Origin of the sequence: Streptomyces sp. Ru62, assembly GCF_002920615.1 — a bacterium.
Classification (GTDB): Bacteria; Actinomycetota; Actinomycetes; order Streptomycetales; family Streptomycetaceae; genus Streptomyces.
The window spans coordinates 75809-100719 of record NZ_PQSU01000033.1 but is presented as its reverse complement, the minus strand read 5'-3'; the positions used below and the strand labels follow the sequence as shown (position 1 = coordinate 100719).

26 protein-coding genes and 2 pseudogenes are annotated in these 24911 nt (G+C 73.6%); 15 read left to right on the top strand and 13 right to left on the bottom strand.

Annotated features, from left to right (window positions below; all coding sequences use genetic code 11):
• Positions 1–529, bottom strand: a 529-nt coding sequence (locus C3492_RS34830; RefSeq protein WP_146075741.1) for a maltotransferase domain-containing protein, incomplete at its 3' end; no start/stop codon positions are given.
• A 109-nt stretch (positions 530–638) separates the two neighbouring features.
• The gene (locus tag C3492_RS34825; protein ID WP_030641557.1) at positions 639–938 is read right to left on the bottom strand and encodes a DUF5133 domain-containing protein; all 300 of its coding nucleotides are present in this window, start codon (positions 936–938) and stop codon (positions 639–641) included.
• A gap of 304 nt (positions 939–1242) precedes the next feature.
• On the opposite strand from C3492_RS34825, the gene C3492_RS34820 reads away from it, so the two are divergent.
• Both C3492_RS34820 and glgX read left to right on the top strand, forming a co-directional pair.
• Positions 1243–1755, top strand: a complete 513-nt coding sequence (locus C3492_RS34820) for a pep a2 (protein ID WP_103816630.1) — start codon at positions 1243–1245, stop codon at positions 1753–1755.
• The gene (glgX, locus tag C3492_RS34815; RefSeq protein WP_103816629.1) at positions 1752–3896 is read left to right on the top strand and encodes a glycogen debranching protein GlgX; all 2145 of its coding nucleotides are present in this window, start codon (positions 1752–1754) and stop codon (positions 3894–3896) included. The genes C3492_RS34820 and glgX overlap by 4 nt, the downstream gene beginning before the upstream one ends.
• 61 nt (positions 3897–3957) lie before the next feature.
• Here glgX and C3492_RS34810 read toward each other — a convergent pair whose 3' ends face one another.
• On the bottom strand, positions 3958–4767 hold the full coding sequence (locus C3492_RS34810) for a VOC family protein (RefSeq protein ID WP_103816628.1): 810 nt from the start codon (positions 4765–4767) through the stop codon (positions 3958–3960).
• Between the two features lie 128 nt (positions 4768–4895).
• Between C3492_RS34810 and C3492_RS34805 the strand changes: the two genes are divergently transcribed.
• Positions 4896–5210 carry an ANTAR domain-containing protein gene (locus C3492_RS34805; protein WP_103816627.1) on the top strand — a complete coding sequence of 105 codons (315 nt, stop codon included), beginning with the start codon at positions 4896–4898 and terminating at the stop codon, positions 5208–5210.
• A 68-nt stretch (positions 5211–5278) separates the two neighbouring features.
• Here C3492_RS34805 and C3492_RS34800 read toward each other — a convergent pair whose 3' ends face one another.
• Positions 5279–6076, bottom strand: a complete 798-nt coding sequence (locus C3492_RS34800; RefSeq protein WP_103816626.1) for an RNA polymerase sigma factor SigF — start codon at positions 6074–6076, stop codon at positions 5279–5281.
• Between the two features lie 272 nt (positions 6077–6348).
• Here C3492_RS34800 and C3492_RS34795 point away from each other — a divergent pair, with 272 nt between their 5' ends.
• The 4 genes from C3492_RS34795 (at position 6349) to C3492_RS34780 (ending at position 9238) form a co-directional block, all read left to right on the top strand.
• Positions 6349–6804 (top strand): MarR family winged helix-turn-helix transcriptional regulator, encoded by a 456-nt coding sequence (locus C3492_RS34795; RefSeq protein ID WP_103816625.1) that lies wholly within the window; start codon positions 6349–6351, stop codon positions 6802–6804.
• Positions 6801–7703 carry an ABC transporter ATP-binding protein gene (locus C3492_RS34790; RefSeq protein WP_258056065.1) on the top strand — a complete coding sequence of 301 codons (903 nt, stop codon included), beginning with the start codon at positions 6801–6803 and terminating at the stop codon, positions 7701–7703. The genes C3492_RS34795 and C3492_RS34790 overlap by 4 nt, the downstream gene beginning before the upstream one ends.
• Complete coding sequence (locus C3492_RS34785; protein WP_103816624.1) at positions 7663–8523, top strand: ABC transporter permease; 861 nt, start codon at positions 7663–7665, stop codon at positions 8521–8523. The genes C3492_RS34790 and C3492_RS34785 overlap by 41 nt, the downstream gene beginning before the upstream one ends.
• Positions 8524–8713: 190 nt before the next feature.
• Positions 8714–9238, top strand: a complete 525-nt coding sequence (locus tag C3492_RS34780; RefSeq protein WP_103816623.1) for a hypothetical protein — start codon at positions 8714–8716, stop codon at positions 9236–9238.
• Positions 9239–9268: 30 nt separating this feature from the next.
• On the opposite strand, the gene hemC is transcribed toward C3492_RS34780, so the two are convergent.
• From hemC to C3492_RS34765, 3 genes are all read right to left on the bottom strand, one after another.
• On the bottom strand, positions 9269–10204 hold the full coding sequence (hemC, locus tag C3492_RS34775; RefSeq protein WP_103816622.1) for a hydroxymethylbilane synthase: 936 nt from the start codon (positions 10202–10204) through the stop codon (positions 9269–9271).
• 24 nt (positions 10205–10228) lie between these two features.
• Positions 10229–11209 (bottom strand): ATP-dependent DNA ligase, encoded by a 981-nt coding sequence (locus C3492_RS34770; RefSeq protein WP_103816637.1) that lies wholly within the window; start codon positions 11207–11209, stop codon positions 10229–10231.
• A 741-nt stretch (positions 11210–11950) separates the two neighbouring features.
• Complete coding sequence (locus tag C3492_RS34765) at positions 11951–13420, bottom strand: MFS transporter (protein WP_103816621.1); 1470 nt, start codon at positions 13418–13420, stop codon at positions 11951–11953.
• 249 nt (positions 13421–13669) lie between these two features.
• Between C3492_RS34765 and C3492_RS34760 the strand changes: the two genes are divergently transcribed.
• Positions 13670–14335: a TetR/AcrR family transcriptional regulator gene (locus C3492_RS34760; protein ID WP_103816620.1), complete on the top strand. Its 666-nt coding sequence runs from the start codon at positions 13670–13672 to the stop codon at positions 14333–14335.
• A gap of 136 nt (positions 14336–14471) precedes the next feature.
• On the opposite strand, the gene glpK is transcribed toward C3492_RS34760, so the two are convergent.
• Together glpK and C3492_RS34750 are read right to left on the bottom strand one after the other, a co-directional pair.
• Positions 14472–15986 carry a glycerol kinase GlpK gene (gene glpK / locus C3492_RS34755; protein ID WP_103816619.1) on the bottom strand — a complete coding sequence of 505 codons (1515 nt, stop codon included), beginning with the start codon at positions 15984–15986 and terminating at the stop codon, positions 14472–14474.
• Positions 15987–16031: 45 nt separating this feature from the next.
• A complete protein-coding gene (locus C3492_RS34750) occupies positions 16032–16799 on the bottom strand; it encodes an IclR family transcriptional regulator (protein ID WP_103816618.1) in 768 nt (255 codons plus the stop codon).
• 182 nt (positions 16800–16981) lie between these two features.
• Here C3492_RS34750 and C3492_RS34745 point away from each other — a divergent pair, with 182 nt between their 5' ends.
• Positions 16982–17410 carry an ATP-binding protein gene (locus tag C3492_RS34745; RefSeq protein ID WP_103816617.1) on the top strand — a complete coding sequence of 143 codons (429 nt, stop codon included), beginning with the start codon at positions 16982–16984 and terminating at the stop codon, positions 17408–17410.
• Here the strand turns inward: C3492_RS34745 and C3492_RS34740 are convergent.
• From C3492_RS34740 to C3492_RS34730, 3 genes are all read right to left on the bottom strand, one after another.
• On the bottom strand, positions 17350–18573 hold the full coding sequence (locus C3492_RS34740; protein WP_103816616.1) for a PP2C family protein-serine/threonine phosphatase: 1224 nt from the start codon (positions 18571–18573) through the stop codon (positions 17350–17352). The two genes, C3492_RS34745 and C3492_RS34740, sit on opposite strands and share 61 nt — an antisense overlap.
• 98 nt (positions 18574–18671) lie before the next feature.
• Positions 18672–19430, bottom strand: a complete 759-nt coding sequence (locus tag C3492_RS34735; RefSeq protein ID WP_103816615.1) for an IclR family transcriptional regulator — start codon at positions 19428–19430, stop codon at positions 18672–18674.
• 192 nt (positions 19431–19622) lie between these two features.
• On the bottom strand, positions 19623–20432 hold the full coding sequence (locus C3492_RS34730) for a DMT family transporter (RefSeq protein WP_103816614.1): 810 nt from the start codon (positions 20430–20432) through the stop codon (positions 19623–19625).
• Positions 20433–20579: 147 nt separating this feature from the next.
• On the opposite strand from C3492_RS34730, the gene C3492_RS34725 reads away from it, so the two are divergent.
• Together C3492_RS34725 and C3492_RS34720 are read left to right on the top strand one after the other, a co-directional pair.
• Positions 20580–21437, top strand: a complete 858-nt coding sequence (locus C3492_RS34725; protein WP_103816613.1) for a LysR family transcriptional regulator — start codon at positions 20580–20582, stop codon at positions 21435–21437.
• A gap of 19 nt (positions 21438–21456) precedes the next feature.
• Positions 21457–22209 (top strand): annotated as a pseudogene (locus C3492_RS34720) (MFS transporter); the annotation flags it as partial.
• Here the strand turns inward: C3492_RS34720 and C3492_RS46235 are convergent.
• Complete coding sequence (locus C3492_RS46235) at positions 22196–22810, bottom strand: cupin domain-containing protein (protein ID WP_258056064.1); 615 nt, start codon at positions 22808–22810, stop codon at positions 22196–22198. The pseudogene C3492_RS34720 and the gene C3492_RS46235 overlap by 14 nt on opposite strands.
• On the opposite strand from C3492_RS46235, the pseudogene C3492_RS46230 reads away from it, so the two are divergent.
• The 4 genes and pseudogenes from C3492_RS46230 to C3492_RS34695 all read left to right on the top strand — a co-directional run.
• Positions 22704–22940: pseudogene (locus C3492_RS46230) on the top strand (Ldh family oxidoreductase); the annotation flags it as partial. The gene C3492_RS46235 and the pseudogene C3492_RS46230 sit on opposite strands and share 107 nt — an antisense overlap.
• Positions 22921–23517: an Ldh family oxidoreductase gene (locus C3492_RS34705; protein WP_258056063.1), complete on the top strand. Its 597-nt coding sequence runs from the start codon at positions 22921–22923 to the stop codon at positions 23515–23517. The pseudogene C3492_RS46230 and the gene C3492_RS34705, both read left to right, overlap by 20 nt.
• A 509-nt stretch (positions 23518–24026) precedes the next feature.
• Positions 24027–24407: a hypothetical protein gene (locus C3492_RS34700; protein WP_103816612.1), complete on the top strand. Its 381-nt coding sequence runs from the start codon at positions 24027–24029 to the stop codon at positions 24405–24407.
• A complete protein-coding gene (locus tag C3492_RS34695) occupies positions 24404–24871 on the top strand; it encodes a peroxiredoxin (protein ID WP_103816611.1) in 468 nt (155 codons plus the stop codon). The genes C3492_RS34700 and C3492_RS34695 overlap by 4 nt, the downstream gene beginning before the upstream one ends.
• The last annotated feature ends 40 nt before the right edge of the window (positions 24872–24911 follow it).

The following is a 24911-nucleotide window of genomic DNA, read 5'->3' as shown; positions in this document are numbered from 1 at the left end:
ACCGGGCCAGCAACGCCTCGACCTCCGGGGACAGCGCCGCCTTCAGACGGTCGTGCACCGACAGCGAGTCGTCGCCGAGGGCGTGCGCGGCGGCCAGCACCAGGGCGCGCTCGGGACCCTTGGGCACCCCGGCGGCGGCCCGCCCGTACAACTCGGCGCCCTCCTCCAGGACCAGGCCGGTGTCGATCCCGGCCGGCACCTTCACGGACGCGGTGTGCCGCCAGGTCGCCAGCGGATGGCTCCAGGCCTCCACCCGGAAGGTCCAACGTCCCGTCGTGTCCGGGGTGATCTCCGCGCCCCAGCGGTCGCTGCCCGGGGACAGCTCCCGCATCGGTGTCCAGGGCCCCCGGCGGCCGTCGGGATCGCGCAGGACCACGTTCGCCCCCACGGCATCGTGCCCTTCGCGGAACACGGTGGCCGTGACCTCGAAGGTCTCCCCGGCCACCGCTTTCGCCGGGCGCCTGCCGCACTCCACGGCCGGCCGGACGTCACGTACCGGTACACGGCCGATGGCCGGGGTCCTGCGCATGTATCTCACCTCCGCCGTGCGCGGAGCCGGGCACCCGGCCCGGCTCCGCGATCCGAAAGTCGGGCCGGCGCGCGCCGGTCCCGAGAGGAACGCCTTGTACGGTGCCAGGTCAGGGGCTTGGCGCCGTGGAACGCCGCTCCGGTGGCGGCGCTCTTCTGGCCGCCCGGCGTGGCTGCGGCCGTCCGTCCTGCTCGCGCAGGTAGGTGACCAGGTTGGTGCGGAGATAGCGCTCGGCGGCGTCCGCGGCCTCGCGGGCGCAGCGTTTGCCCATCAGCACGCACAGCGTGTACCCCGAGTCCTCGAAGGTGGCCCGGACCGTGCGGTCGTGGGGCGAGGCGAGCATCACGCGCTCCCACGCCCGGTAACGCCGCAACTGCCGGGCCACTTCGGCCTTGGCGGGTAGCAGCATGACCCTCAGCCACCTTCCACGCTCTCGACTGGGCGCGTTCCCGACGGTCGGGTGGCGTCCGCGCACGGGAAGGCGCGGCACCGTTACGGCGATCGAGGCTTTCACTTATGGTGCACGCGCGACGACGCAGCGTCTTGTTGGAGCTTCAACCATTCGGAGTGTCGGGTGCTCGTGTTGCACGAATGGCGTAGTGGGCTCACCGTGGAGGTGACTCAGAAGCGATCAGCGCTCACGCTATGTGTCCGGGATCCCTCCCGGACAGGGCGAGGGGAGCGAGAGCTTCGCCGGTGAGGAGCAAGCGACGATGAAGACCGCAGTGCCCTGCTACTACCACCTCGACGTGGAAGTCAGCCCGGAACGGGTGGGACAGGTCAGCCGCATCCTGGCCGCCCACCTCCGCTACTGGGACCTCGAGAATCTCGTGGACCCCGTCTGCCACGGCGCCGAACTGCTGCTGCGCGCCATCGACGAGCACGCGACGGACAAGCACACCTCGATCGAGATGTGGTGGAACGGCCAGCACCTCATCACCGCCTTCGGCGACGACGACCCGGATCTGCGCCCGGACCTGGACCTGCGGTCCTGCCTCGCGGACATCGCCGCGATGAGCGACGGCTGGGGCTGCTGCGCCTCGGACACCGGCAGCAAGATCATCTGGTTCTCGCAGCGTGCCCGCGCCGGCCAGCGCGTCCCGCTGGTGCCCACCGCGCCCGCGCCGACGCTGCGGGAGGGCCTCACGGTGCCGCGCGAGGAGCCGGTGGCCGTGCTCGCCGCGCCGGCGCCCGCCGGGGACGACGCCCTGGAGGGCAGCCGGTGACCGCCCGCAAGCGCCGCAAAGGGGTGCCCGTGTGGAGCGGGCACCCCTACCCGTTGGGTGCCGCGTTCGACGGACAGGGCACCAACTTCGCCCTGTTCAGCGAGGTCGCCGAGCATGTGGAGCTGATCCTCGTCGACGACGCCGGCACCGCCACCCCGGTCCCGCTGCAAGAGGTCGACGGCTTCGTGTGGCACGCCTACCTGCCCGGTGTCGGGCCCGGCCAGCGCTACGGCTACCGGGTGCACGGCCCCTGGCAGCCCTCACTCGGCCACCGCTGCAACCCGGCCAAGCTGCTGCTCGACCCGTACGCCCGCGCCGTGGACGGCCAGATCGACAACCACGCCTCCCTGTACGAGCGCGCCCCGGACGGACCCGCCCCGGCGGACAGCGCCGGCCACTCCATGCTGGGCGTGGTCACCGACCCGTTCTTCGACTGGGGCGACGACCGCCCGCCCCGGACGCCGTACGCGGACTCGGTGATCTACGAGGCCCATGTGCGCGGCCTGACCATGACCCACCCGGACGTCCCGGAACGGCTGCGCGGCACCTACGCCGGCCTCGCCCACCCCGCGGTGACCGAGCACCTCACCTCGCTCGGGGTGACCGCGGTCGAGCTGATGCCGGTGCACCAGTTCGTCCAGGACGGCGTGCTCCAGGACCGCGGCCTGTCCAACTACTGGGGCTACAACACCATCGGCTTCTTCGCCCCGCACAACGCCTACGCCGCCTTCGGCACCCGCGGCCAGCAGGTCAACGAGTTCAAGGCCATGGTGAAGGCGCTGCACGCGGCCGGCCTCGAAGTCATCCTCGACGTGGTCTACAACCACACCGCCGAGGGCAACGAACGGGGCCCCACGCTGTCCTTCCGGGGCATCGACAACGCCTCCTACTACCGCCTGGTCGACGGCGACTGGGCGCACTACTACGACACCACCGGCACCGGCAACAGCCTGCTGATGCGGCACCCCTACGTACTCCAGCTGATCATGGACTCGCTGCGGTACTGGGTCACCGAGATGCACGTCGACGGCTTCCGCTTCGACCTCGCGGCCACGCTGGCCCGGCAGTTCCACGAGGTGGACCGGCTCTCGGCGTTCTTCGACCTGATCCAGCAGGACCCCGTCATCAGCCGGGTCAAGCTCATCGCCGAGCCCTGGGACGTCGGCGAGGGCGGCTACCAGGTGGGGAACTTCCCACCGCTGTGGTCGGAGTGGAACGGCAAGTACCGGGACGCCGTACGGGACTTCTGGCGGGCCGAGCCCGGCTCGCTCGGCGAGTTCGCCTCCCGGCTCACCGGCTCCTCCGACCTCTACCAGCACAGCAGGCGCCGGCCGCGCGCGAGCGTCAACTTCGTCACCGCGCACGACGGTTTCACCCTGCGCGACCTGGTGTCGTACAACGACAAGCACAACGAGGACAACGGCGAGGAGAACCGGGACGGCGAGAGCCACAACCGGTCCTGGAACTGCGGCGCGGAGGGCGAGACCGACGACCCCGCCGTCCTCGAACTGCGTGCCCGCCAGCAGCGCAACCTGCTGGCCACACTGCTGCTCTCGCAGGGCATCCCGATGCTCTGCCACGGCGACGAACTCGGCCGTACCCAGCGGGGCAACAACAACGCCTACTGCCAGGACAACGAGATCTCCTGGGTGGACTGGGACCTGACCGACGAACAGCGCGCCCTCGCCGGGTTCACCCGGCGCCTGATCGCCCTGCGCGCCGCGCACCCGGTGCTGCGCCGGCGCCGCTTCTTCCGCGGCGAGACCGTGACCCACGCCAAGCAGCCGCTGCCCGACCTGATGTGGCTGCGGCCCGACGCCCGGGAGATGACCGACCGCGACTGGCAGCGCGGGGACGCGCACACGGTCGGGGTGTTCCTCAACGGGGACGCCATCGCCGAACGCGACTCCTACGGCCGCCGCATGGTCGACGACTCCTTCCTGCTGCTCGTCAACGGCTACTGGGAGCCGGTCGTCTTCCGCCTGCCCGACGACTCCTTCGGCGAGCGCTGGACCACGCTGATCGACACCGCCGACCCCGAGGGCGTCCCCGACGAACGCGAACGGAAGGCGGGCACGAAGGTGCGCGTGGAGGCGCGCAGCCTGGTGCTGCTGTCGCGCCCGTCGCGGGTCGCCGGTTAGAGGGCTCGAAGCCGACGGCGCCGCACCCCGCCGGGTGCGGCGCCGTCGGCTTCGAGTGTCCTCACCGGCTCCGGCGGGACGTCACCGTGAACTGCGCACCGTCCGGGTCGCGCAGGATCGCCTCGGTCTCCTCCTCGCGCAGCACGCTACCGCCGTGCTTCTCCGCCGTGCGGGCGCAGCCGGGCACGTCGCTCACCGCGAAGTGGATCTGCCAGTGCGGTCGTACCGAGGGGTCCGGGGCCGCCTCCACCGCGCCCGAGTCGATGCGCGCCACGATGTCGCCCTGGCTGCGCAGCACCACCTCGCCGCCCTCGTACTCGACCTCGCAGCAGCCCGGCAGCCCGGTCGCCCAGTCCAGGACCTCGCCGTAGAAGATCGCGGCGTCGAAGGCGTCCCGGGTGTGCAGCCGGACGAAGGTCGGTGCCGCCTGCCGCCACGCCTCCCAGTTGCTGACCAGTTCGCCCTGCCAGATGCCGAACGTGGCCCCGTCCCGGTCGGCGAGCAGCGCCGCCCGGCCCGGCGGGAAGGACAGCGGCCCGACCGCCGACGTGCCGCCGCGCTCCCGGACCCGGGACACGGCCACGTCCGCGTCCGGTACGGCGAAGTACGGGGTCCAGGCCACCGCCATCTGCCACATGGAGGCGACGGCGGCGATCCCGGCCACCGGGACCCCGTTCGCCAGGGCGATCCGGAAGTGCTCGCCGAGCTTGGCGCCGCGCCAGCGCCAGCCGAGGACGGCCGCGTAGAAGTCCTGGGTGGCCTGGAGATCGCGGCTGGTCAGGCTCACCCAGCACGGTGCGCCGAAGACGGAGTGGGTGGAGACGACTTCTTTTCTGCGGGGCTCGCCGCCGGTGCGGGTGTCGTGGTTCATGGCAGTCGCGTCCTGCTCTCGGGGCCGGGCGGCCACCGGTCTGGCACCAGTGTCCGACCGGAAGCGGGTGGGCTGCCTGTCGAGTACCCCGGGTGGCGGGGGTGCAGGCCCCTGCGCACGATGGAGGGATGGGAGAGATCGAGCCGGACCGGATCGCCGCGCTGCAGGCGGAGGTCGACCAGCTGAAGGAGGCCATGACCTCCCACGCCGTGATCGACCAGGCGATCGGGATGGTCGTGGCCCTCGGCCGGGTGACCCCGGACCAGGGATGGCAGGTGCTGAAGGAGGTCTCCCAGCACACCAACATCAAGCTGCGCAACATCGCGGAGCTGATCCTGATCTGGGGGCGGCGCGGCGACATCCCGGCCGAGATCCGGGCCGAGCTGGAGGACGCGCTGGACCGGTACGGCCCCACCCAGGTGCCGGGCTCCGAAGGACAGTAGGCTCCCGGGCCTCCTGGGAGCCTGGGCCCCCCGGGAGCCGGGGAACGGGGGCTCCCGGGGAACCGGGCTCAGCGGGCACGGGCCTCCGCGAGCAGTTCGTCGCGCAGCCGGTCGAAGCAGCCGCTGAGCAGCCGCGAGACGTGCATCTGCGAGATGCCCAGCTGCTGGGCGATCCGGCTCTGCGTCATACCACCGAAGAACCGCAGGTAGAGGATGGTGCGTTCGCGCTCGGGCAGCGCCTCCAGACACGGCTTCACCGCGGCCCGGTCCACGACCAGGTCGAACCCCGGGTCCGGGCCGCCCAGGGAGTCGCCCAGCGCGTAGCCGTCCGTGCCGGTCACCTCGGCGTCCAGGGACAGGGCGGAGAAGCACTCCAGCGCCTCCATACCGGTGCGCACCTCGTCCTCGCTGAGCCGCGTGAACGCGGCGATCTCGGCGACGGTGGGCGCCCGGCCCGGCGTGGTCTGCGCCAGCTCCTTGGTGGCGGCGCGGACCCGGTTGCGCAGGTCCTGCACCCGGCGCGGCACATGCAGGGTCCACATGTGGTCACGGAAGTGCCGCTTGATCTCCCCGGTGATGGTGGGCACCGCGTACGCCTCGAAGGCCCGGCCGCGGTCGGGATCGTAGTGGTCGACGGCCTTGACCAGGCCCAGCGCGGCCACCTGGTACAGGTCCTCCAGGGCCTCGCCACGGCCGCGGAACCGTACGGCGATCCGCTCGGCCATGGGCAGCCACAACCGGACGAGCTCGTCCCGCAGCGCCTGGCGCTCGGGACCGTCGGGCAGCCCGGCGAGCCGCTCGAAAGCGCCGCTGGTGTCCGGGGCGTCGTCGTGTGGATGGGGTTTCGTGCTGCCAGTGACACGCATCGCGCGCACCTCTCTCAGCAGGTGCTGGATGACAGACACCGTGGGAGGTGCGCTCGGACCATGGATAGGACACCGGGGCGTCCGGCGAGGGCCGGCTCCCACGGACGTGCCTCCTGTCCGAAGCACTGATGTGCCCATTCCCGCTCGTGGACATCTCAAAACAAACAGGTACATATGGGGGAGTCGGGCAGGAGGTTCTTGACCGCCTCTTGGGAAGCCCTGGGAAAGCTCTGGGGAGGCGATACCTCTGTAGCAGAGGTAATGTCCGAAGCGTGGTCGCCGACATCTTTCCCGAGGAGCTCGCCGACGCGCTGGTGCGCATCCAGCGGCTGATCCGGCGCCGGCTGCGCGGCGGGCTCACCATGCCCCGGCTGCGCGGCGCCGAGGTCGAACTGCTGCGGCTGGTCGAGTCCCGGCCCGGGATCGGGGTCTCGGACGCGGCCCGTCGGCTGCACCTGGCCGGAAACTCCGTGTCGACCCTGGTCAACCAGCTCGTCCGGGACGGCTACCTGGTCCGCGAGACCGACCCGGCCGACCGTCGGGCCGCCCGGCTGCTGCTGACCGGAGCCGCCGAGCAGCGGCTCGCGGACTGGCAGCGCCGCCGGGCCGAACTGGTCGGCCGGCATGTCTCCCGGCTCGGCGAGGCCGACCGCGAGGCCCTGCGCGCGGCCCTGCCGGCCCTGCGCAGGCTGGCCGTCATGCTGCACGAGGAGGCCGAGGAAACATGACGAGCGACCTGACTGGCGGATCCGGTACGCCCGGCGCGACGGAGGCCGCCGGCCCGCCCGACGCCGAGGCCCGTGCCTCCGTGGAAGCCGTCTCCTGCACCGGGCTCGCCTACGCCTTCGGTGAGACCCGTGCCGTCGACGGGCTGGATCTGGCCGTCCGGGAGGGTGAGGTGTTCGGGCTGCTGGGGCCCAACGGCGCCGGCAAGACCACCGCCATCCGGTGCATCACCACACTGCTGCCCGTCCCGGCCGGCATGGTCCGCGTCTTCGGGCATGACGCCGCCAGGCAACGGATGGCGGTGCGCCGGCTGCTCGGCTACGTCCCGCAGCAGCTGTCCGCCGACAGCGGGCTCACCGGCCGGGAGAACGTCGCCCTCTTCGCCCGGGTCTTCGACGTGCCGCGCCGCGAGCGCGCCGCACGCGTCGCCCAGGCCCTCGCCGCCGTCGGCCTCGCCGACGCCGCCGACCGGCTGGCCGGCACCTACTCCGGCGGCATGGTCCGCCGCCTGGAACTCGCCCAGGCCCTGGTCAGCGCCCCCCGGCTGCTGATCCTCGACGAGCCCACGATCGGCCTGGACCCGATCGCCCGCACCGGCGTCTGGGAGCACATCAACGCCGTACGCGCCACCACCGGCATGACCGTCCTGGTCACCACCCACTACATGGACGAGGCCGACCAGTACTGCGACCGGGTCGGCCTCATGCACCGCGGCCGGGTCCGCGCCCTCGGCACCCCGGCGGCACTGCGCCGGGGCCTCGCCGAACGGCAGGGGGCCGACCGCCTGCCCACGCTGGAGGACGTCTTCCGCGACATCGCCGGCAGCGGCCTCGACGACCACTCCGGAGGAGGTTTCCGCGATGTCCGAAGCACCCGCCGCACCGCGCACCGCGTCGGCTGACGGCACTCCCGGAGACGGCACCGCCCTGCTGCTCACCCCGCCCGTACCGCGCGCGGGCTGGCGGGTCCTGCCCGCCCGGGTGGTCGCCATGTGCGCCGTCGAGCTCCAGAAGCTGCGCCACGACCGGACCGAGCTGTACACCCGCGCGGTCCAGCCCGCCCTGTGGCTGCTGATCTTCGGCCAGACCTTCACCCGGATCAGGGCGATACCCACCGGCGGGGTCCCGTACATCGACTATCTGGCGCCCGGCATCATCGCCCAGTCGGCGATGTTCATCGCGATCTTCTACGGCATCCAGATCATCTGGGAGCGGGACGCGGGCATCCTGAACAAGCTGCTCGTCACCCCCACCCCGCGCTCGGCCCTGATCACCGGCAAGGCCTTCGCGGCCGGGGTGAAGTCGCTGGTCCAGGCGGTCGTCGTGATCGTGATCGCCGCACTGCTCGGCGTCGCCCTCACCTGGAACCCGCTCAGGCTGCTCGGCGTCGCCCTCGCGGTGGTCCTCGCCTCCGTGTTCTTCTCCTGCCTGTCGATGACCATTGCCGGGATCGTGCTCAGCCGCGACCGGCTGATGGGCTTCGGACAGGCGATCACCATGCCGCTGTTCTTCGGCTCCAACGCCCTCTACCCCGTGTCGGTGATGCCGGGCTGGCTGCAGGCGGTCAGCAAGGTCAACCCGCTGAGCTATCAAGTGGACGCCCTGCGGGGCCTGCTGCTCGGTACGCCCGCGCATCCGGCCGCCGACTTCGGGGTGCTGGCGGTGGCCGCCGCGGCGGGCATCACCGCGGCCTCCGCGCTGCTCGGCCGGCTGGCCCGCTGATCTTGCCGCGGACGTGATGTGCGGCACGCGCGCGCACCCGGCCGGGAGCGGCCGCGAACGGATTCTTCCTGCGCAGCGCTTGATCACCGATCAAAGCGGGTGAATCCCCTGGCCACAGCGCATTCCGCTCATTTGACAGTGCGCTGAGCGCACAGATAGACAGCAGCTCTCGAAGGTCGAGAGGGGCACTGTGTACGAGCCGAACGTGGTCGGGGACTGGCAGGAGTACGAGGAGCATGCCGGTCTGCGGGTCCGCGTCCACCGTCTGGAGCCGGCCGAGCCGCCGCGCGGACGGGACGACGCCGCCGCCGGGCTGACGTACTTCAGCGTCCGGGTGACCGTGGAGAACCGCGGCGCGCGGCACTACGGCATCCATCTGGAGGACGGTCAGATCGACGTCCGCGTCGGTCCGGACGGTGAGGGCGCCTTCATCGACTGGCGCAACTCCCAGTTCATCGAGGGCTTCGACGTCTACCCGCTGCGCCGGGCCACCGCCGTCGTCTACGCCGCCGCGCCCGAGGCCGCCCTCACACACGTGGACGTGCAGGTGCAGCTGCGGGTGGAGGACGAGTGGACCGACCGCCGGCTGTGGGCGGGCGGCATCGGCATCGTGGAGCCGGCCGCGCCGGCCGCACCCGCCGGCACCGGACAGGGCAGCCTGGCCCACCAGGTCAGCGCGTTCCTGAGGGACCAGAGCGAGCCCGGTTCCGCCTGACGAGCGCCCGCGCGGGGCGTCGTACGGCGCTCAGTGCGGAATGCCGTCGATGATCTCGCGCGCCCCCTGCCGCAGCAGCGCCACCGCGACGGAGGTGCCGAGGGTGGCCGGATCGAGCCGGCCCGCCCACTCGTGGGCGTTCAGCCGGGTCTTGCCGTCGGGGGTGAAGACACAGGCCCGCAGGGAGAGTTCACCGCTCCGGTCGACGCGCGCGTACCCGGCGATGGGGCTGTTGCAGTGTCCCTGGAGCACGTGCAGGAACATGCGTTCGGCCGTCGCCTCCCGGTGGGTGGCCGCGTCGCTGAGCCCGCTGACCGCGTCGATCAGCTCGCTGTCGTCCTCCCGGCACTGCAACGCGAGGATGCCCGCGCCGATCGGCGGCATCATCGCCTCCGGGGACAGCACCTCGCTGATCACGTCCGCCCGGCCGATGCGCTCCAGGCCGGACACCGCCAGCAGCAGCGCGTCCGCCTCACCGGCGGCCAGCTTCTCCAGCCGGCGGTTGGCGTTGCCCCGGAAGGGCACGCACTTCAGATGCGGATGGGTGGCGGCCAGTTGGGCGATGCGGCGGACCGCGGAGGTGCCGATCCGGGTGCCGGCCGGCAGCTCGTCCAGGGTGAGCCCGCCCGGGTGCACCAGCGCGTCCCGGATGTCGTCCCGCTTCAGGAACGCGGCGAACACCGTCCCGGCCGGCAGCGGCCGGTCGGCGGGCACGTCCTTGACGCAGTGCACCGCGAGATCCGCCTCACCGGCCAGCAGGGCGGCGTCCACCTCCTTGGTGAACGCTCCCTTGCCCTCGACCTGGGAGAGATCGCCGAGCCACTTGTCACCGGTGGTCTTCACCGGTACGACCGTGGTGCGCACACCCGGGTGCAGCACCGCCAACTCGGCGCGCACCCGTTCGACCTGGGCCAGGGCCATGGGCGAGTCGCGGGAGACGATTCGGATCAGTTCGGGAACCGGCATGCGGACACGATAGACCCACCGGCCTCAGCCGGATGCCCCGGGCAGGTCCGCCGCCGACTCCTCCGGGGTGAGATCCGGGCGCAGCCGCAGCCAGGAGGGCTGGCGCAGCATGCCGTTGCGGGTACGGGTGCTGTAGCTGACCTCACCCACCAGCCGGGGCAGCACCCAGCGCGCGCCGGGGACGCGCGGCACGGGCTCGAAGGGGCACCGGTCGCTCGCCGTGTCCCGCAGCAGCTCCGCCAGCCCGGTGCGCTCGGCCTCGCTCCAGCCGGTGCCCACCCCGCCGACGTACCGCAGCCGGCCCTCCGGGTCGCGCTGGCCGACCAGCACCGCGCCGGGCAGCCCGGTCAGCCGTCCCTTGCCGGGCAGCCAGCCACCGACGATCACGTCCTCGGCCCGCATGTTCCGGATCTTGATCCAGGCGCGGGAGCGCACGCCCGGTTCGTACACCGAGTTCAGCCGCTTGCACACCAGGCCCTCCAGGCCGTGCTCCCTGGTCGCCGCGAGTGCCTCGGCGCCGTGCCCGGTCACCGCTCCCGGCGTCGACCAGTACGGCCCGGCGAGCCCCAGCTCCTCCAGCCGGGCCCGCCGCCGCAGGTACGGCAGCCGTACCAGGGACTCCTGCAGATAGGGCACGTCGAACAGCACCAGGTGCACCGGGACCTGCGCGGCCCTGCGCGCCGCCCGCGCGGGGGCGTGCGCGAGGCCCATCCGGCTCTGCAGGAGCTGGAAGTCGGCCCGGCCCCGCTCGTCCAGGGCCAGCACCTCGCCGTCCAGCACGGCGGGGGTGGTGCCCAGCGCCCCGCCGAGTGGCCGGAGCTCCGGGTAGGCACCGGTGATGTCCTCGCCCGAGCGGGCGCGCAGCAGCACACTGCCGTCGCCGGGCAGGTACACCATCACGCGCTGGCCGTCCTGCTTGGTCTCGTACGCCCACCGCGCGTCCTGCGCGGCGGGCGGCAGGCTGCCGGGCGTCGCGAGCATGGGTGGAATCAGCGGCAGGGTCACGGCGGTCACGGCAGAGATCTCGACCACCCCCGACGCCGTCACGCCCCTTTCCCACCGGGTTCCCCTGAACGGTTGCGTGGCGAGGGCGGGCACGGGGGCCGCCGGCCGGCGTGCGCGGGGTGCGGGGCGGGGGTCGGCATGGGCGGTGGAAGCGTGCCGGACGGGGTGTCGTCTCGCGCGGTCCCGGACGGGGCTGGGCGGGCTCCGTAGGGCCTGGAATGTGGCTCGTGCGGTGCTGTGCGGGCTGGGTGGGGTGCTTCGTCGGCGGGGTGGGGGTGCGCGGGGTGGGATGCGCGGCGCGTGGCACGGGCCGGGGCGGTGCGGGTCTGGTGCCGAGTGGAGCGGGCGCGGCGTGGGGGGCCCTGCGCCGGCTCGACGGGGCGCGTGGTCGGCGAGGTGGGGTGCGCGCCGGGAAGGGGTGACTGCGCGGCGCCGAGTCCGTGCGGGGGCCCGGTGCCGCCGGGTGGGGCAGGCGCAAGGGCGACGGGCGGCCGCCGTGTGGTGCCGGCGGCGGGGCGCGGCGCCGGGGCGGCGTGGTGGGGGCGTGGCGGGTGGGGTCAGCCGGCGGGCCGCACCGGGCCCGCGTGACGCGGGCCCGGTGTCGCCTGGGCGGGCGGTTACGGCATCGGGTCGGCTGACTCCGGCGGCGCGGTCCCCTCAGTCGCCCCGCTCGGTCGGCGGAGCACTGCTCAGGCGGCCGTTTCCGGCGGCAGGAGGTCCGCCCGGTCGGCGTGGTTCCGCTCAGGCGACCCGTTCGGTCGTCGGTTCCGGGGCCGGGGTCGGGGCCGGGGTGTCGGGGCGGTGGCGGGGGAGGAAGGAGGCGAGGACGAAGGCGAGGGCCGCCGCGCCGGCGCCGAGTGCCATGACGGCCTTGAAGCCGTTCTCGGACGGCAGCGCGTGGCCGCCCAGGCTGATCGTCATCTGGGCCAGGATGACGCCCGCGACCGCGCTGGCCACCGACGTGCCGATGGACCGCATCAGCGTGTTGAGACTGTTCGCGGCGGCCGTCTCCGAGGCCGGGACCGCGCCCATGATCAGCGCGGGCATGGCGCCGTAGGCGAAGCCGACGCCCGCGCCGATGACGCAGGAGACCAGGACCAGGTGCCAGACCTCGCTCATCAGCACGATGTTGAGCGCGTACCCGGCGGCGACGACGACCGCTCCGATCATGAGCGTGATCTTCGGCCCCCGGGACTTGGTGATCATGGCGGAGACCGGGGCCATGGCCATCATCACCAGACCCTGCGGTGCCATCACCAGGCCGACGGTGAGCATGGACTTGCCGAGGCCGTAGCCGGTCTGGGTCGGCAGCTGGAGGAGCTGCGGCAGCACCAGGGACATCGCGAACATCGAGAAGCCGAACGCGATGGAGGCCAGGTTGGTGAACAGCACCTGGCGACGGGCGGTGGTGCGCAGGTCGACCAGCGGCTGCGCGGTACGCAGCTCGAACAGGCCCCAGCCCAGCAGCACGACGACGGCGAGCGCGATCAGGCCCAGGGTGGTGCCGCTGCCCCAGCCCCAGTCGGCGCCCTTGGAGATGGCCAGAAGCAGGGAGACCAGACCGACGGCCATGCCCAGCGCGCCGGCCACGTCGAAGCGCCCACCCGTGCGCACGCCGGACTCCGGCACCAGGCTCAGCACGCACACGAACGCGACGACACCGAGGCTCGCGGAGGTCCAGAACAGCACGTGCCAGTCGAAGTGGTCGGCGATGAAGGCCGCGGCGGGCAGCCCGAGCGCGCCGCCGACGCCCAGCGAGGCGCTCATCAGCGCGGTGGAGCCGGCCAGCTTCTCCGGCGGCAGCTCGTCGCGCATGATGCTGATGCCCAGCGGGACCACGGCGGCGGCGAGCCCCTGGAGCGTACGGCCGACGATCATCGGGACGAGCGCGTCGCTGAGCGCGCACACCACCGAACCGGCCACCAGCAGCACGAGGCTGGCCAGCAGCAGGCGCCGCTTGCCGAACATGTCGCCGAGCCGGCCGGCCACCGGGGTGGCGACGGCGGCGGCCAGCAGCGTGGCCGTGACCGCCCAGGCGGCGTCGGACGCCGAGGCGTGCAGATAGCCGGGCAGCTCCGGGACGATCGGGATCACCAGGGTCTGCATCAGCGACACGGTGATACCGGCCAGGGCCAGCACCGCGACCACGGCACCCGGCCGTGCCGGAGCGGAGCGGCCGGCCTCGGCGGGCCGGGCGGGGGCGTCGGACATGGGAAGACCTTCCGGGGAACAGGGGAACACGCAGGGGCGAAGAGCCGGACGGGTGACCGGCTTCGTTTAAGTCAACCGCTTGACTTACTCTAGCGGCATGGAGCGGCGGCACGCGGAGCCGTGTCCCCGCCGGTGCGGACGGGCCCGTAGGCTGCCCCCGCTGGACCTCGCCGCCCCGGTCGAGGACCTGGGACGGAGCGCGGGACGGGCCGGCCCAGGGCGGTGCACAGTCCCGGAGCGGTGGTGAGCATGGCGCGCAGGACGGCGCGGGCCGAGCAGGTGAGCGCGACCCGGGAGGCGATCCTGACCGCGGCGGAACGGCTGTTCGCCGAGCACGGCGTGTACGCCGTCTCCAACCGCCAGGTCAGCGAGGCCGCGGGACAGGGCAACAACGCCGCGGTCGGCTACCACTTCGGCACGAAGTCCGACCTGGTCCGCGCGGTCGCCCGGCGGCACGCCGAGCACATCGAGACACTGCGGGAGCGGGCGCTGGCGGCGGCCGGTGACTCCACGGACGTACGCGACTGGGTCGACTGCCTCGTGCGGCCCGTGACCGAGCACCTGGCGAGCCTCGGCAGCCCCACCTGGTACGCCCGGTTCTGCGCCCAGGTCATGACCGACCCGGCCCTGCACGAGATCATGGTCGAGGAGTCCTTGACCTCACCGGCGCTGCGCGAGGCGGTCGAGGGCCTGAACCGCACCCTGCCGGAGCTGCCGCCCGAGGTGCGCGCCGAACGCGGCCAGATGGTCCGGCTGCTGATCCTGCACACCTGCGCCGAGCGGGAGCGGGCCCTGGCCGAAGGCACCCCGACCCCGCGCGCCACCTGGGACGAGGTGGCCACGGGCCTCGCGGACGCGATCGTGGGCCTGTGGCTGGCCCCGGTGGGCGCCGCCCGCCGGACCACGACCGGCTGAACCCGGCGGCCCGGTCCGGGCGTCCGGTGCCGGGCCGGCCGATCGGAGGGCTGCCCCGCGACGGTGCCCCGTGGCGGCGGGCACTGGCACGGGTGCCGGCGGGCGCCGCGGTGCGTGGGCGCCGGGCCGCTCCGCGTCAGCGGGACCGTGCCGGTCCGACCCAGCCCAGCGAGCGTTCGACGGCCCGCTGCCAGTTGTCGTACTCCGCCTCCCGCCGCTCGGGGTCCATGGCGGGCAGCCACTGGCCGGCCTTGTGCCAGTTGCGGCGCAGCACCTCCAGGTCGGACCAGTAGCCGGCGGCGAGCCCGGCCGCGTAGGCGGCGCCGAGGGAGACCGTCTCGGCGACCATCGGCCGTACCACCGGCACGTCGAGCACGTCGGCCACGAACTGCATCAGCAGGTTGTCCGCGGTCATGCCCCCGTCCACCTTGAGCTGCCGAAGGGCGACCGAGGAGTCGGCGTTCATGGCGTCGACGACCTCCCGGGTCTGCCACCCGGTGGCCTCCAGGACGGCCCGCGCCAGGTGCCCCTTGGTGATGTACGAGGTGAGCCCCACGATGACCCCGCGGGCGTCGCTGCGCCAGCGCGGCGCGAACAGGCCCGAGAAGGCGGGGACGATGTAGCAGCCGCCGTTGTCCTCCACCGTCCGGGCGAGGGTCTCGATCTCGGGCGCGCTGCTGATCAGCCCCAGGCGGTCACGGAACCACTGGACGAGCGCGCCGGTGACGGCGATCGACCCCTCCAGGGCGTAGGCCGGCTGCTGGTCCCCGATCTTGTAGGCGACCGTCGTGAGGAGCCCGTGCCGGGACCGCACCAGGTCGGTCCCGGTGTTGAGCAGCAGGAAGCTGCCCGTCCCGTAGGTGCACTTGGCCTCGCCCGGGGAGAAGCAGGTCTGGCCGAACAGGGCGGCCTGTTGGTCGCCGAGCGCCGCCGTGAGGGAGACCCCCGGCAGCAGCGAGCGGGCCTCGTCGTACGGCTCGGCGGACGGCCTGATCTCGGGCAGCATCGAGCGGGGCACCTCGAAGAAGTCCAGCAGTTCGTCGTCCCAGGCGAGCTTGCGGATGTTCATCAGCATCGTGCGGCTGGCGTTGGTGACGTCGGTGATGTGCAGACCGCCGTCGGGTCCGCCGGTGAGGTTCCAGATCAGCCAGCTCTCCATCGTGCCGAACAGCACCTCGCCGTCCCGGGCGCGCCGCTCGACCCCCTTGACGTGGTCGAACAGCCACCGGATGCGCAGCGCCGAGAAGTAGGTGGACGGCGGCAGGCCGCACCGGTCGAGGAAGAACGCCTCCCCGGGGTCTTCCGCGAGGGCGTCCACGAGCGGCGCCGTGCGGGTGTCCTGCCAGACGATCGCCCGGCCGAGCGGCGCGCCGGTGCGCCGGTCCCAGAGCACCGTCGTCTCCCGCTGGTTGGCCACGCCGATCGCCGCGATCTGCCCCTCGTCCACACCGGCGTCCGACAGGGCCTCGGGCACCACGCGCCGCAGGTTCTGCCAGATCTCGACGGCGTCGTGCTCGACCCAGCCGGGCTTCGGGAAGTGCTGCTGGTGCTCCTTCTGTGCGACGGAGACCAGCCGCCCACGGTGGTCGAACAGGATGCAGCGGGTGGAGTTGGTGCCCTGATCGATGGACATTACGTACCGTTCAGCCATGATCGGGTCTGCCTTCCGACGGATCGAGGGGCGGCTGTCCTGGCCTCACCAGCGGGTGGCTCCGAGGTCCCTGGAGATCGCCCGCGCGGCTTCCCGGATCAGGCTGATCAGATGCGGACGGGGCCGGCCCTGGCTGTCGCAGATCCGCTCGACCGGCCCGGACAGCCCGATGGCGCCGACGACGAGCCCGCCGTGCCCCCGGATCGGCGCCGAGAGGCCGGCTTCGCCCATGCTCATCTCCTGGATCTCGGCGGCCCAGCCGAGCTCCCTGACCTCGGCGAGCGCCCGGGCGAGCCGCTCGGGATCGACCAGCGTGTGCCGGGTGTACGCCTCCAGCCCCGGTGGCCGGACCGGTTCGACGGTCGCGGTCCCGAAGGCCAGCAGGACCTTGCCGAGCGAGGAGGCGTGCAGCGGCAGCAGCGCGCCGACGTCCAGGGTCTGGAAGGTGTCGTCCGGCCGGAACACATGGTGGACGATGAGGACGCTGCCCTCCAGGGGGGTTCCGAGGCGCACCGCCTCCCCGCTGCGGGCGGCCAGGGCGTCGGCCCAGTTGAGGGAGCGCGAGCGCAGTTCGTTGACGTCCAGGTAGCTGGTGCCGAGGTGCAGCAGGGCGGCTCCGAGCTGGTACTTCCCGGTGGTCGCGTCCTGCTCCACGAAGTCCACGTGCTGGAGGGTGCGCAGGATGCCGTGGGCGGTGCCCTTCGCCAGCCCCAGCGACGCGGCCACCTCGCCGAGACCTAGTCGGCGGGGGCCGCCGGCGAGCAGGCGCAGGATCGCCGCCGCCCTTTCGATCGACTGGACTGGGCCGGCCATGAAGCGAGCCTATTACCCCTGTGCACCCTTCGCCGCGCGGACGCGATGCGGACGCGGGACTCGCGCGTTCGGTAATGCCGACCGCCGTTCATTGACCAGTCCGATTTGTCTCCATAGGTTCATTGAAGCCCGGAAAGGCGTCGACTCACGCGCCCGGCCGGCACACACCATCGGGAGAGAACATGGCGGCACAGCTCAACACGCTGCTACGGGCGGCGGCACGCGAACACGTGTGTCCGGTGCCGCCCGTCCCCGGCGCCGTCTCGGCCATCCGCCGGGGTGCGGCGACGGCCCTCGCCGAATGGAACGTGTCTCCGGAGATCGTCGAGGACGGGCTGCTGGTGGTGTCGGAACTTGCCACCAACGCGGTCATCCACGCCCGGCCCCCGGCTGAGCTGCGACTGTGCTGGGAGGCGAGCGACGGCGGTGGCACCCTGCGCGTGGAGGTCACCGACGCGGGACCCGCGCGTCCGGCGGGGCAGCCGGTCGGCTGGCTCGATCCGGACGAGCACGGCCGGGGCGAGGCGATCGTGCACGCCCTGGCGACACGTCACGGCATACGCGTGGGGCGCGGCGGGGTCACCCGGTGGGCGGAGCTCGTCGCGGTCTGAGACTCCCGGGGCGTCGCCCGCGGCCCGGCCGGCACGGCGACCGGCTCCCGCGCGGCCGTCTTCCGCAGCAGCAGGAGGGCGGCGTCGTCGTGCAGCCGCCCGCCCACGTGCGCCAGCAGTTCGCCGTGGAGCGCGGTGAGCGTGCGGTCCGGCTCGTCGGACAGATGGCGGGCCACGCCCTCGGCCAGCGGATAGAACGCGCGCTGGTGATCACGCGCCTCGGTGACCCCGTCCGTGTAGAGCAGCAGCTGGTCGCCCACCGTGAAGGGCAGCCGCTGCAGGAAGGGTTTCTGGCCCGAGAGGGCGCGCAGCCCGAGGGGTGGCGCGGGGTGGGCGGGCTCCACCGCCCCGACCTCTCCGGCGGCCGATACCAGCAGGGGAGGAGCGTGTCCGCAGTTCACCACCTCCAGGTGCCCTGCCGCGGGGCAGCCGGCGACCACGGCGGTGACGAAGTCGTCCGGGCCGAGGTTGCGCGCCAGGCTCCGCTCGATCCGGCTCACGACGGCGAGCAGGTCGGGCTCCTCGTGGGCGGCCTCGCGGAACACCCCCAGCACCAGTGCGGCGGTCCCCACGGCGGGCAGCCCCTTGCCGCGCACATCGCCGACGATCAGCCGGACGCCGTACGGGGTGGGCACCAGGGCGTAGAGGTCCCCGCCGATCCGGGCCTCCGCGGCGGCGGCGCTGTACCGGACGGCCACCTGGAAGGGGCCCACGGTCTCGGGGACGGGCTGGAGCAGTGCCTGCTGAGCGGCCTCGGCGACCGAGCGCACGGCCGCCAGGACCCGTTCCCGGCGGCCACGCAGCGCGCCGGCCAGGCAGCTCGCCGCGGTGACGGCCAGCAGGGCGCACAGGACGGCCGCGAGCTCGCGCGTGGGAACCCGGTGCGCCAGGGCCAGCGCCGTGCCCGTCGCCGCGGCGAGGAGACCGGCGCAGAGCACACCGCGCGGGCCGTTCACGGTGCCGGCCAGGGCGGGTCCGGCCGCCAGCAGCGGCAGCCAGGCCGTGCCCGTCCCCCCGGTGACGCCGACGAGCAGGACGACCGCGGCGACCAGGACCGGCAGCCCGTGCACGACCGCCGCCGACAGCCCGCCGGCCCGCCGGCGGACCGATCCCAGGACGCCGGCCGCCCGGTCGCTGCACAGCTTGTGTGGGGCCTGGCGCATGTCTCGTCCGCAGTCCTTGCCTGTAGGGGGTGCACACCCGGAACGTCCGTTTCATCCAGAAAACGCGGCGGGAGGGGGCGACCACAAGAAGCGGATTTTCAGATAGTGAGCGAGAGGCCCCGGGTCACCCGGTCGGCGATCGGGAGCAGCCGGGCCCGGATCTCCTGAATCCGCTCCTGCCGCTCCACCGGCAGGGAGACGCCCAGTGAGCCGAGGGTGGTGCCGCGATAGACGGGTACGGCGACGCAGACGGTGCCGACCGCGTACTCCTCCAGGTCCGTCACGGCCGGTGCCATCGGGGGCGACTCGATCCTGCGGAGCAGCTCGGGGAGGCTGGTGACGGTGTGGGGCGTGAGGTCGGCGAGGTGGTGCCTGGACAGGTAGTCCCGGCGGGCCTCCTCGTCCAGCTCGCGCAGCACGGACTTGCCCAGCGCGGTGGCGTGTCCGGCGTCCTCGAACCCCACCCAGAGGTCGACCCGGGGCGTACGGGGGCCGTCGACGATCTCGGCCACCCTGATCTCGCCGTCCTCGTAGAACGTGAGGTAGGCGGGCGTGGACAGCTCGTCCCGCAGGGCGGCCAGCGCCGGGCGCACACGGCTGAGCAGCGACTGTGTGGCGCCGGCCGCGGACAGCGAGTTCAGCCGGTCGCCGAGGACGAATCCGCCGTCGTCCAGTTTCCGCACGTATCCGTCGTGCATCAGGGTGCGCAGCAGGTGGTAGGCGGTGGCCAGCGGCAGCTGCGTCTCGCGCGCCAGCTGCTTCGCCGGCGCGCCGTTCGCGTGCGCACTCACCGCCTCAAGCAGCCGGAAGGCCCGCTGCACGGAGCCGATCAGGGTGGGACCGTCCTGAGCGCCCATAACCACCAGGCTGCCCCGGGCGTCCGGCCCGGGCAAGGCAGGGATCGAGCGGCGGGGCAGGCCGGTGGGACACGTGCGTCCGGGTGGCGGCGGGGTGCCCGGTGAGCCGTCCGGCCCCGCGCGCCGAGCGCTCCCCGTAGGACTGCGCGGCCTCCCAGGCGCCGGGCGCGGGCGCCGGTGTGCCGGTCCGCGTCAGCGCCGCGTGGCGAGGCTCAGGGCGTTGGCCGTCACGACCGCGCCGATCCCCGCCCACTCCACGGCGCCGAGGCCCTGGTCCAGGACCACCCGGCCGACCACGGCCGCCAGGACCGGGTTGACGCTCATGAACAGGCCGAACGTCTGTGCCGGTACGCGGCGCAGGGTCAGCAGGTCGGTCAGGTACGGCACGGCGGAGGAGAGGACCCCTGCGGCGACGGCGCACAGGACGGCCCCGGCCGTCGGCGGCCGGCCGAGCGCGACGGCGACGCCGACGGGCAGGAAGGCCAGGGCGGACACCGCCGAGGCCGCCGCGGCGCCCTGCGCGCCGGGGATGCGCCGCCCGACGACCCGGTTGAGCACGATGTACGACGCCCAGCAGCACGCGGCGGCCAGGCCGAGGGCCATGCCGGTGTAGTCGGCGGACGGGCGTGGCCGCATCAGGACCACGACCCCGGCCCCGGCCAGCAGCGCGCACCCGGCGTCCAGCCGGCGCCGGGACGCGGCGAGCGCGATGGTGAGCGGCCCCAGGAACTCCAGGGTCACGGCGAGGCCCAGGCCGATCCGGTCGACGGCGCTGTACAGGCTGAGGTTCATCGTGCCGAACACCCCGCCCAGCAGCAGCACCGGCCACCACTGCCGCCAGGTGAACCCGCGCAACCGGGGCCGGGCGACGGCGAGCAGGACGAGCGCGGCGACGTACTGCCGTACCGCCACCACGCCGAGGGGACCGAGGACGGGGAAGGCGAGCGCGCCGACGGCGGCGCCGGTCTGGTTGGACAGCCCGCTGCCGGCCATGGCTGCCACTCCGGCCAGGCGCCCGGGTGGGGGCGCGGCCGGGGCCAAGGGCCCGGCCACGGTGGGGTGTTCGAGAGCTGGTCGCATGCCGGGGATCGTGCGCGCACGGCCGGCTTGCGCAAAATGCATGCGTCGTTCGATCTATACGGTGGGCGTATGCAGGACATCGATCTGCGCCAGTTGCGCTGTCTTGTGGCCATCGTGGACGAAGGCACGTTCACGGACGCGGCGATCGCCCTGGGTGTCTCCCAGGCCGCCGTCTCCCGCGCCGTCGCCTCCCTCGAACGCGCTCTGGGCGTACGGCTCCTGAGGCGCACCTCCCGCGAGGTGACCCCCACCGCCACCGGCGTACGCGTGGTGGCCCAGGCCCGGCGCGTCCTCGCCGACGTCTCCGACCTGGTCCGGGAGGCCACGTCGGGGCACACCCGGCTGCGGGTCGGCTACGCCTGGTCGGCGCTGGGCCGCCACACGGTCGCCTTCCAGCGGCGCTGGAGCGCGGCCCACCGCGACACCGACCTGCACCTGGTCCGCGTCAACTCGCCCTCCGCCGGGCTCGCCGAGGGTGCCTGCGACCTCGCCGTCGTCCGCAGACCGCTGGACGACCGGCGCTTCGGCACCGCCCTGGTCGGGCTGGAGCGGCGGCTGTGCGCGCTCGCCGCCGACGACCCGCTCGCCCGGCGCCGTTCCGTGCGGCTGGCCGATCTCGCCGACCGGCTCCTGCTGGTGGACCGCCGCACCGGAACGGCCACCCCCGGTCTGTGGCCGCCGGAGTGCCGGCCGGCCACCGAGGAGACCCGCGACGTCGACGACTGGCTCACCGTCATCGCCGCCGGACGCGGGATCGGGGTGACCGCGGAGTCCACCGCGCACCAGTACCCGAGGCCCGGCATCGTCTACCGGCCGGTGCGCGACGCCGAGCCCGTCGCGGTACGGCTGGCCTGGTGGCGCGACGATCCGCACCCGGCCCGCCAGGCGGTTCTGGAACTGCTCACCGACCTCTACCGGGCCGGATGAGCGGGGGCGGAAGGGGCGGAGCTTCCTGGTCGCCAAGGGCCGCACCGACGAGGCCCGCGCCCTCGCCGCCCGCTACGGGACCGAACTCCCCGCCGGGACCGGCCTCCCCGACGCCGGGCCGCGCTCGCGCGGGGGAACCGCGCTGGGCGCCCTGCTGAGCCTCTTCCGCGGCGGCGAGTGGCTGCAGACCCTGCTGTACTGGCTGGCCTCCTTCGGCGGACTCCTCCTCGTCTACGGTGTCGCCACCTGGCTGCCCACCCTGATGCGCGGCGAGGGCTACAACCTCGGCTCCGCCCTGACCTTCGTGGTCCTGTTCAACCTCGGCGGCATCGTCGGCATGCTGGTCGCCGGCCGGGCCTCCGACAGCTTCGGCGCGCCACCCATCTCGGCGATCTGGTTCGCGCTGACCGCCGCCGGTGTGTTCCTGCTCAGCGTGCACATGCCGCTGGGCCTGACCTTCCTGGTCGTCTTCCTCACCGGCGTGTTCCTCAACAGCGCCCAGACGATGATCTACGCGACCGTCTCCATCCGCTCCACCCCGGACAACCGCGCCACCGCCGTCGGCTGGACCTCCGGCATGGGCCGCTTCGGCGCCGTGTTCGGCCCCTGGCTCGGCGGGCAACTGCTCGCCACGGGCCACGGAGACTGGGGCTTCACCGCCTTCGCCCTGGCCGGCGTGTCGTCCATGGTCCTCATCGGCGTCGCGGCCCTGCGCTCGACCCGGCGCCCCGAGCCCAGCGAGGCCGGACGGAAGCTGGTCACCGCCGGCTGACCCCCGCCCCTCGCGCCCGGCACCGCACCGGTCCACGGGTGCGGCGCCGGGCGCTCGTCGTCCCGTAGCAGGTCAGCCCATCTGGTCCTCGGCGGAAAGATGCTCCACCGTCCTCCCCGTCTCCGAACGTCCGGGTGACATGACCCGAGGAGTACACCCACAGGATCCGCAGCGGGGTGTCGCCCACGTTGCGGAACAGGTGCGGCACCGGTGACGGGATGTAGGTGGTGTCGAACCGCTCCAGACGGGTCACCACGCCGTCCACCCACACCTCCGCCTCGCCCTCCAGCACGGTCACGTGCTCGTCGCAGTTGTGCGAGTGCGACGGCGCCCCGGAATCATCCGGGACTTCCACGGTGACGTTGTCGCCGTCCTCGATGCCGAGGACCTGACGGACGCGATGGTCGTGGGCCAGTCCATCGGCTCCATCGCGGCGCTGCGGGCCGGCCTGGCCCCGGATGCGCCTGGACGCGACCACCGTGGCCGCCGCCGTCCTGCACGCCGACCGCGCGCCCGGCCCGGTCACCCTCACCGCCGCCGCCGAGGAGGCCGTACGGCGCGCCCGGGACACCGGTGTCGCCGCCGTGGGCGTCCGCGACACGGTCCACACCGGCGCCCTCGGCTGCTACGTCACGCAGATCGCCGACGCGGGCCTGACCGGCCTGGCCTTCGTCGCCGGCATGCCCAACATGGGCTACAGCGGCGTCAGGGGTGCCGCCGTCGCCACCAGCCCGCTCGCCGTCGCCGTACCGGCCCGGGCACACGCCCCGCTGCTGCTCGACATGGCCACCCGCCACCATCGCCCTCGGGAAGATCCGGCAGGCCAGGGCGAGCGGCACCCCGCTGCCCGAGGGCGCCGCCGCCACGGTGGACGGCACCCCGACCACCGATCCGGAGCAGGCGGTCATGCCGCTGCCGCTGGGCGGTGCCAAGGGGGCCGGGATGTCCCTGGCCTTCGAACTGCTCACCAGCGTGCTGGTGGGCGCCCCCATCCTCACCGCCTTCCACTCCGACGACCCGCGGGGCCGCAGACACCGGCAGAACGCCCTGCTCATCGCCGTCGACCCGGCGGCCTTCGGCGACCACGGCGCCTTCACCGCGACGGTGGACGCCACGCTCGCCACCTTCAAGAACCTCCCCCTCGCGGCCGGCGCCGACGGCGTCCACTACCCCGGCGAACGCAGCGCGTCCGTGGCCGGCCGGCGCGGTGCGGAGGGGGTGCCGGTCACGCCGAAAGTGTGGCGAGAGCTGGTCGACCGCGCCGAGGGGCTGGGGGTCGTACCGCCGGACCGGTACACCCCGCACTGACCCGCAGCCCCACCAGGTGCGCCGCGCGACCGGGCTCGCCTCGCGATCGGCTCGCCTGGCGACCGGGTGCGCTTCGCGACCTGGTGCGCCCCGCGGCCGGGCCGGCCTCGTGATCGGGCCGCCGCGCGATGGGGCTCGCCTCGCGATGGGCTCGCCTGGCGACCTGGTGCGCCCCGCGGCCGGGCCGGCCTCGTGATCGGGCCGCCTCGCGATGGGGCTCGCCTCGCGATGGGCTCGCCTGGCGACCTGGTGCGCCCCGCGGCCGGGCCGGCCTCGTGATCGGGCCGCCTCGCGATGGGGCTCGCCTCGCGATGGGGCTCGCCTCGCCACTGGGCTCGCCTCGCCACCGATCCGGCGCGCACCGGCCGGAGACGGCCACCCCGACGACTGCCGGTGCCCCGGCGGGACGCCACCCCGGCCCCACGGATCCGGCGCGTACCCACCGGGAACGGCCACCCCCGCGCCTACCGTCCAGTAATATCCGGCGGCAGGACACCGAAGGAGGTACCGTGCCCCGGTCCCCACGCTCACCCCTGTTGCTCGCCGGTCTGCTGGCGACCGTCGGAGTGGCCCACTTCGCCGTTCCGCGGCAGTTCGACGCGACAGTGCCCCGTGCGCTGCCGGGCCCGCCCAGGGCCTGGACGTACGGGAGCGGGGCCGTCGAGCTGGCCCTCGCGGCCGGGATCGCGGCGCCCCGCACTCGCGCGCTCGCCGCGAAGGCGGCGGCCGCCTTCTTCGTCGGCGTGTTCCCGGCCAACGTCCAGATGGCCGTGGACTGGCGCGACCGGCCCGCGCCGCTCAGGGCGGCGGCCCTCACCCGGCTGCCCCTCCAGGTGCCGCTGGTGCTGTGGGCGCGCGCAGTCGCCCGGGGCGGGGAGGCGCGGTCATGACCGAGCGCGTCGAGATCGGGGCCAAGGCAGAGGACTTCGCCCTGCCCGACGAGACCGGCACCACCCGCCGGCTCACCGAGCTGCTGGCCGACGGCCCGGTCGTCCTCTTCTTCTACCCCGCCGCCCTCACCCCCGGCTGCACCGCCGAGGCCTGCCACTTCCGGGACCTCGCCGCCGAGTTCGCCGCCGTCGGCGCCCGGCCCGTCGGGATCAGCGGGGACACCGTCGACAAGCAGCAGGAGTTCGCCGGCCGGCACAGTCTCGGGATGCCCCTGCTCTCCGACGCCGACGGCACGGTCCGCGAGCGGTTCGGCGTCAAACGCGGCTTCTCCCTGGCCCCGACCAAACGGGTCACCTTCGTGATCACCGAGGACCGTACCGTCCTGGAGGTCGTACGCAGCGAACTGCGCATGAACACCCACGCCGACCGCGCCCTCGCCGCCCTCCGCGCCCACCGGGGCTGAACCGGACACCCCGCCGCTTGATGCACCGGGGCAATCGGAT

Excerpts from the sequence above, each read along its gene's own strand:
- C3492_RS34825 (WP_030641557.1), bottom strand. The coding sequence starts at position 938 with ATGCTGCTACCCGCCAAGGCCGAAGTGGCCCGGCAGTTGCGGCGTTAC.
- C3492_RS34820 (WP_103816630.1), top strand. The coding sequence starts at position 1,243 with ATGAAGACCGCAGTGCCCTGCTACTACCACCTCGACGTGGAAGTCAGC.
- C3492_RS34810 (WP_103816628.1), bottom strand. The coding sequence starts at position 4,767 with ATGAACCACGACACCCGCACCGGCGGCGAGCCCCGCAGAAAAGAAGTC.
- C3492_RS34805 (WP_103816627.1), top strand. The coding sequence starts at position 4,896 with ATGGGAGAGATCGAGCCGGACCGGATCGCCGCGCTGCAGGCGGAGGTC.
- C3492_RS34800 (WP_103816626.1), bottom strand. The coding sequence starts at position 6,076 with ATGCGTGTCACTGGCAGCACGAAACCCCATCCACACGACGACGCCCCG.
- C3492_RS34790 (WP_258056065.1), top strand. The coding sequence starts at position 6,801 with ATGACGAGCGACCTGACTGGCGGATCCGGTACGCCCGGCGCGACGGAG.
- C3492_RS34785 (WP_103816624.1), top strand. The coding sequence starts at position 7,663 with ATGTCCGAAGCACCCGCCGCACCGCGCACCGCGTCGGCTGACGGCACT.
- hemC (WP_103816622.1), bottom strand. The coding sequence starts at position 10,204 with ATGCCGGTTCCCGAACTGATCCGAATCGTCTCCCGCGACTCGCCCATG.
- C3492_RS34765 (WP_103816621.1), bottom strand. The coding sequence starts at position 13,420 with ATGTCCGACGCCCCCGCCCGGCCCGCCGAGGCCGGCCGCTCCGCTCCG.
- C3492_RS34760 (WP_103816620.1), top strand. The coding sequence starts at position 13,670 with ATGGCGCGCAGGACGGCGCGGGCCGAGCAGGTGAGCGCGACCCGGGAG.
- glpK (WP_103816619.1), bottom strand. The coding sequence starts at position 15,986 with ATGGCTGAACGGTACGTAATGTCCATCGATCAGGGCACCAACTCCACC.
- C3492_RS34750 (WP_103816618.1), bottom strand. The coding sequence starts at position 16,799 with ATGGCCGGCCCAGTCCAGTCGATCGAAAGGGCGGCGGCGATCCTGCGC.
- C3492_RS34745 (WP_103816617.1), top strand. The coding sequence starts at position 16,982 with ATGGCGGCACAGCTCAACACGCTGCTACGGGCGGCGGCACGCGAACAC.
- C3492_RS34740 (WP_103816616.1), bottom strand. The coding sequence starts at position 18,573 with ATGCGCCAGGCCCCACACAAGCTGTGCAGCGACCGGGCGGCCGGCGTC.
- C3492_RS34735 (WP_103816615.1), bottom strand. The coding sequence starts at position 19,430 with ATGGGCGCTCAGGACGGTCCCACCCTGATCGGCTCCGTGCAGCGGGCC.
- C3492_RS34725 (WP_103816613.1), top strand. The coding sequence starts at position 20,580 with ATGCAGGACATCGATCTGCGCCAGTTGCGCTGTCTTGTGGCCATCGTG.
- C3492_RS34695 (WP_103816611.1), top strand. The coding sequence starts at position 24,404 with ATGACCGAGCGCGTCGAGATCGGGGCCAAGGCAGAGGACTTCGCCCTG.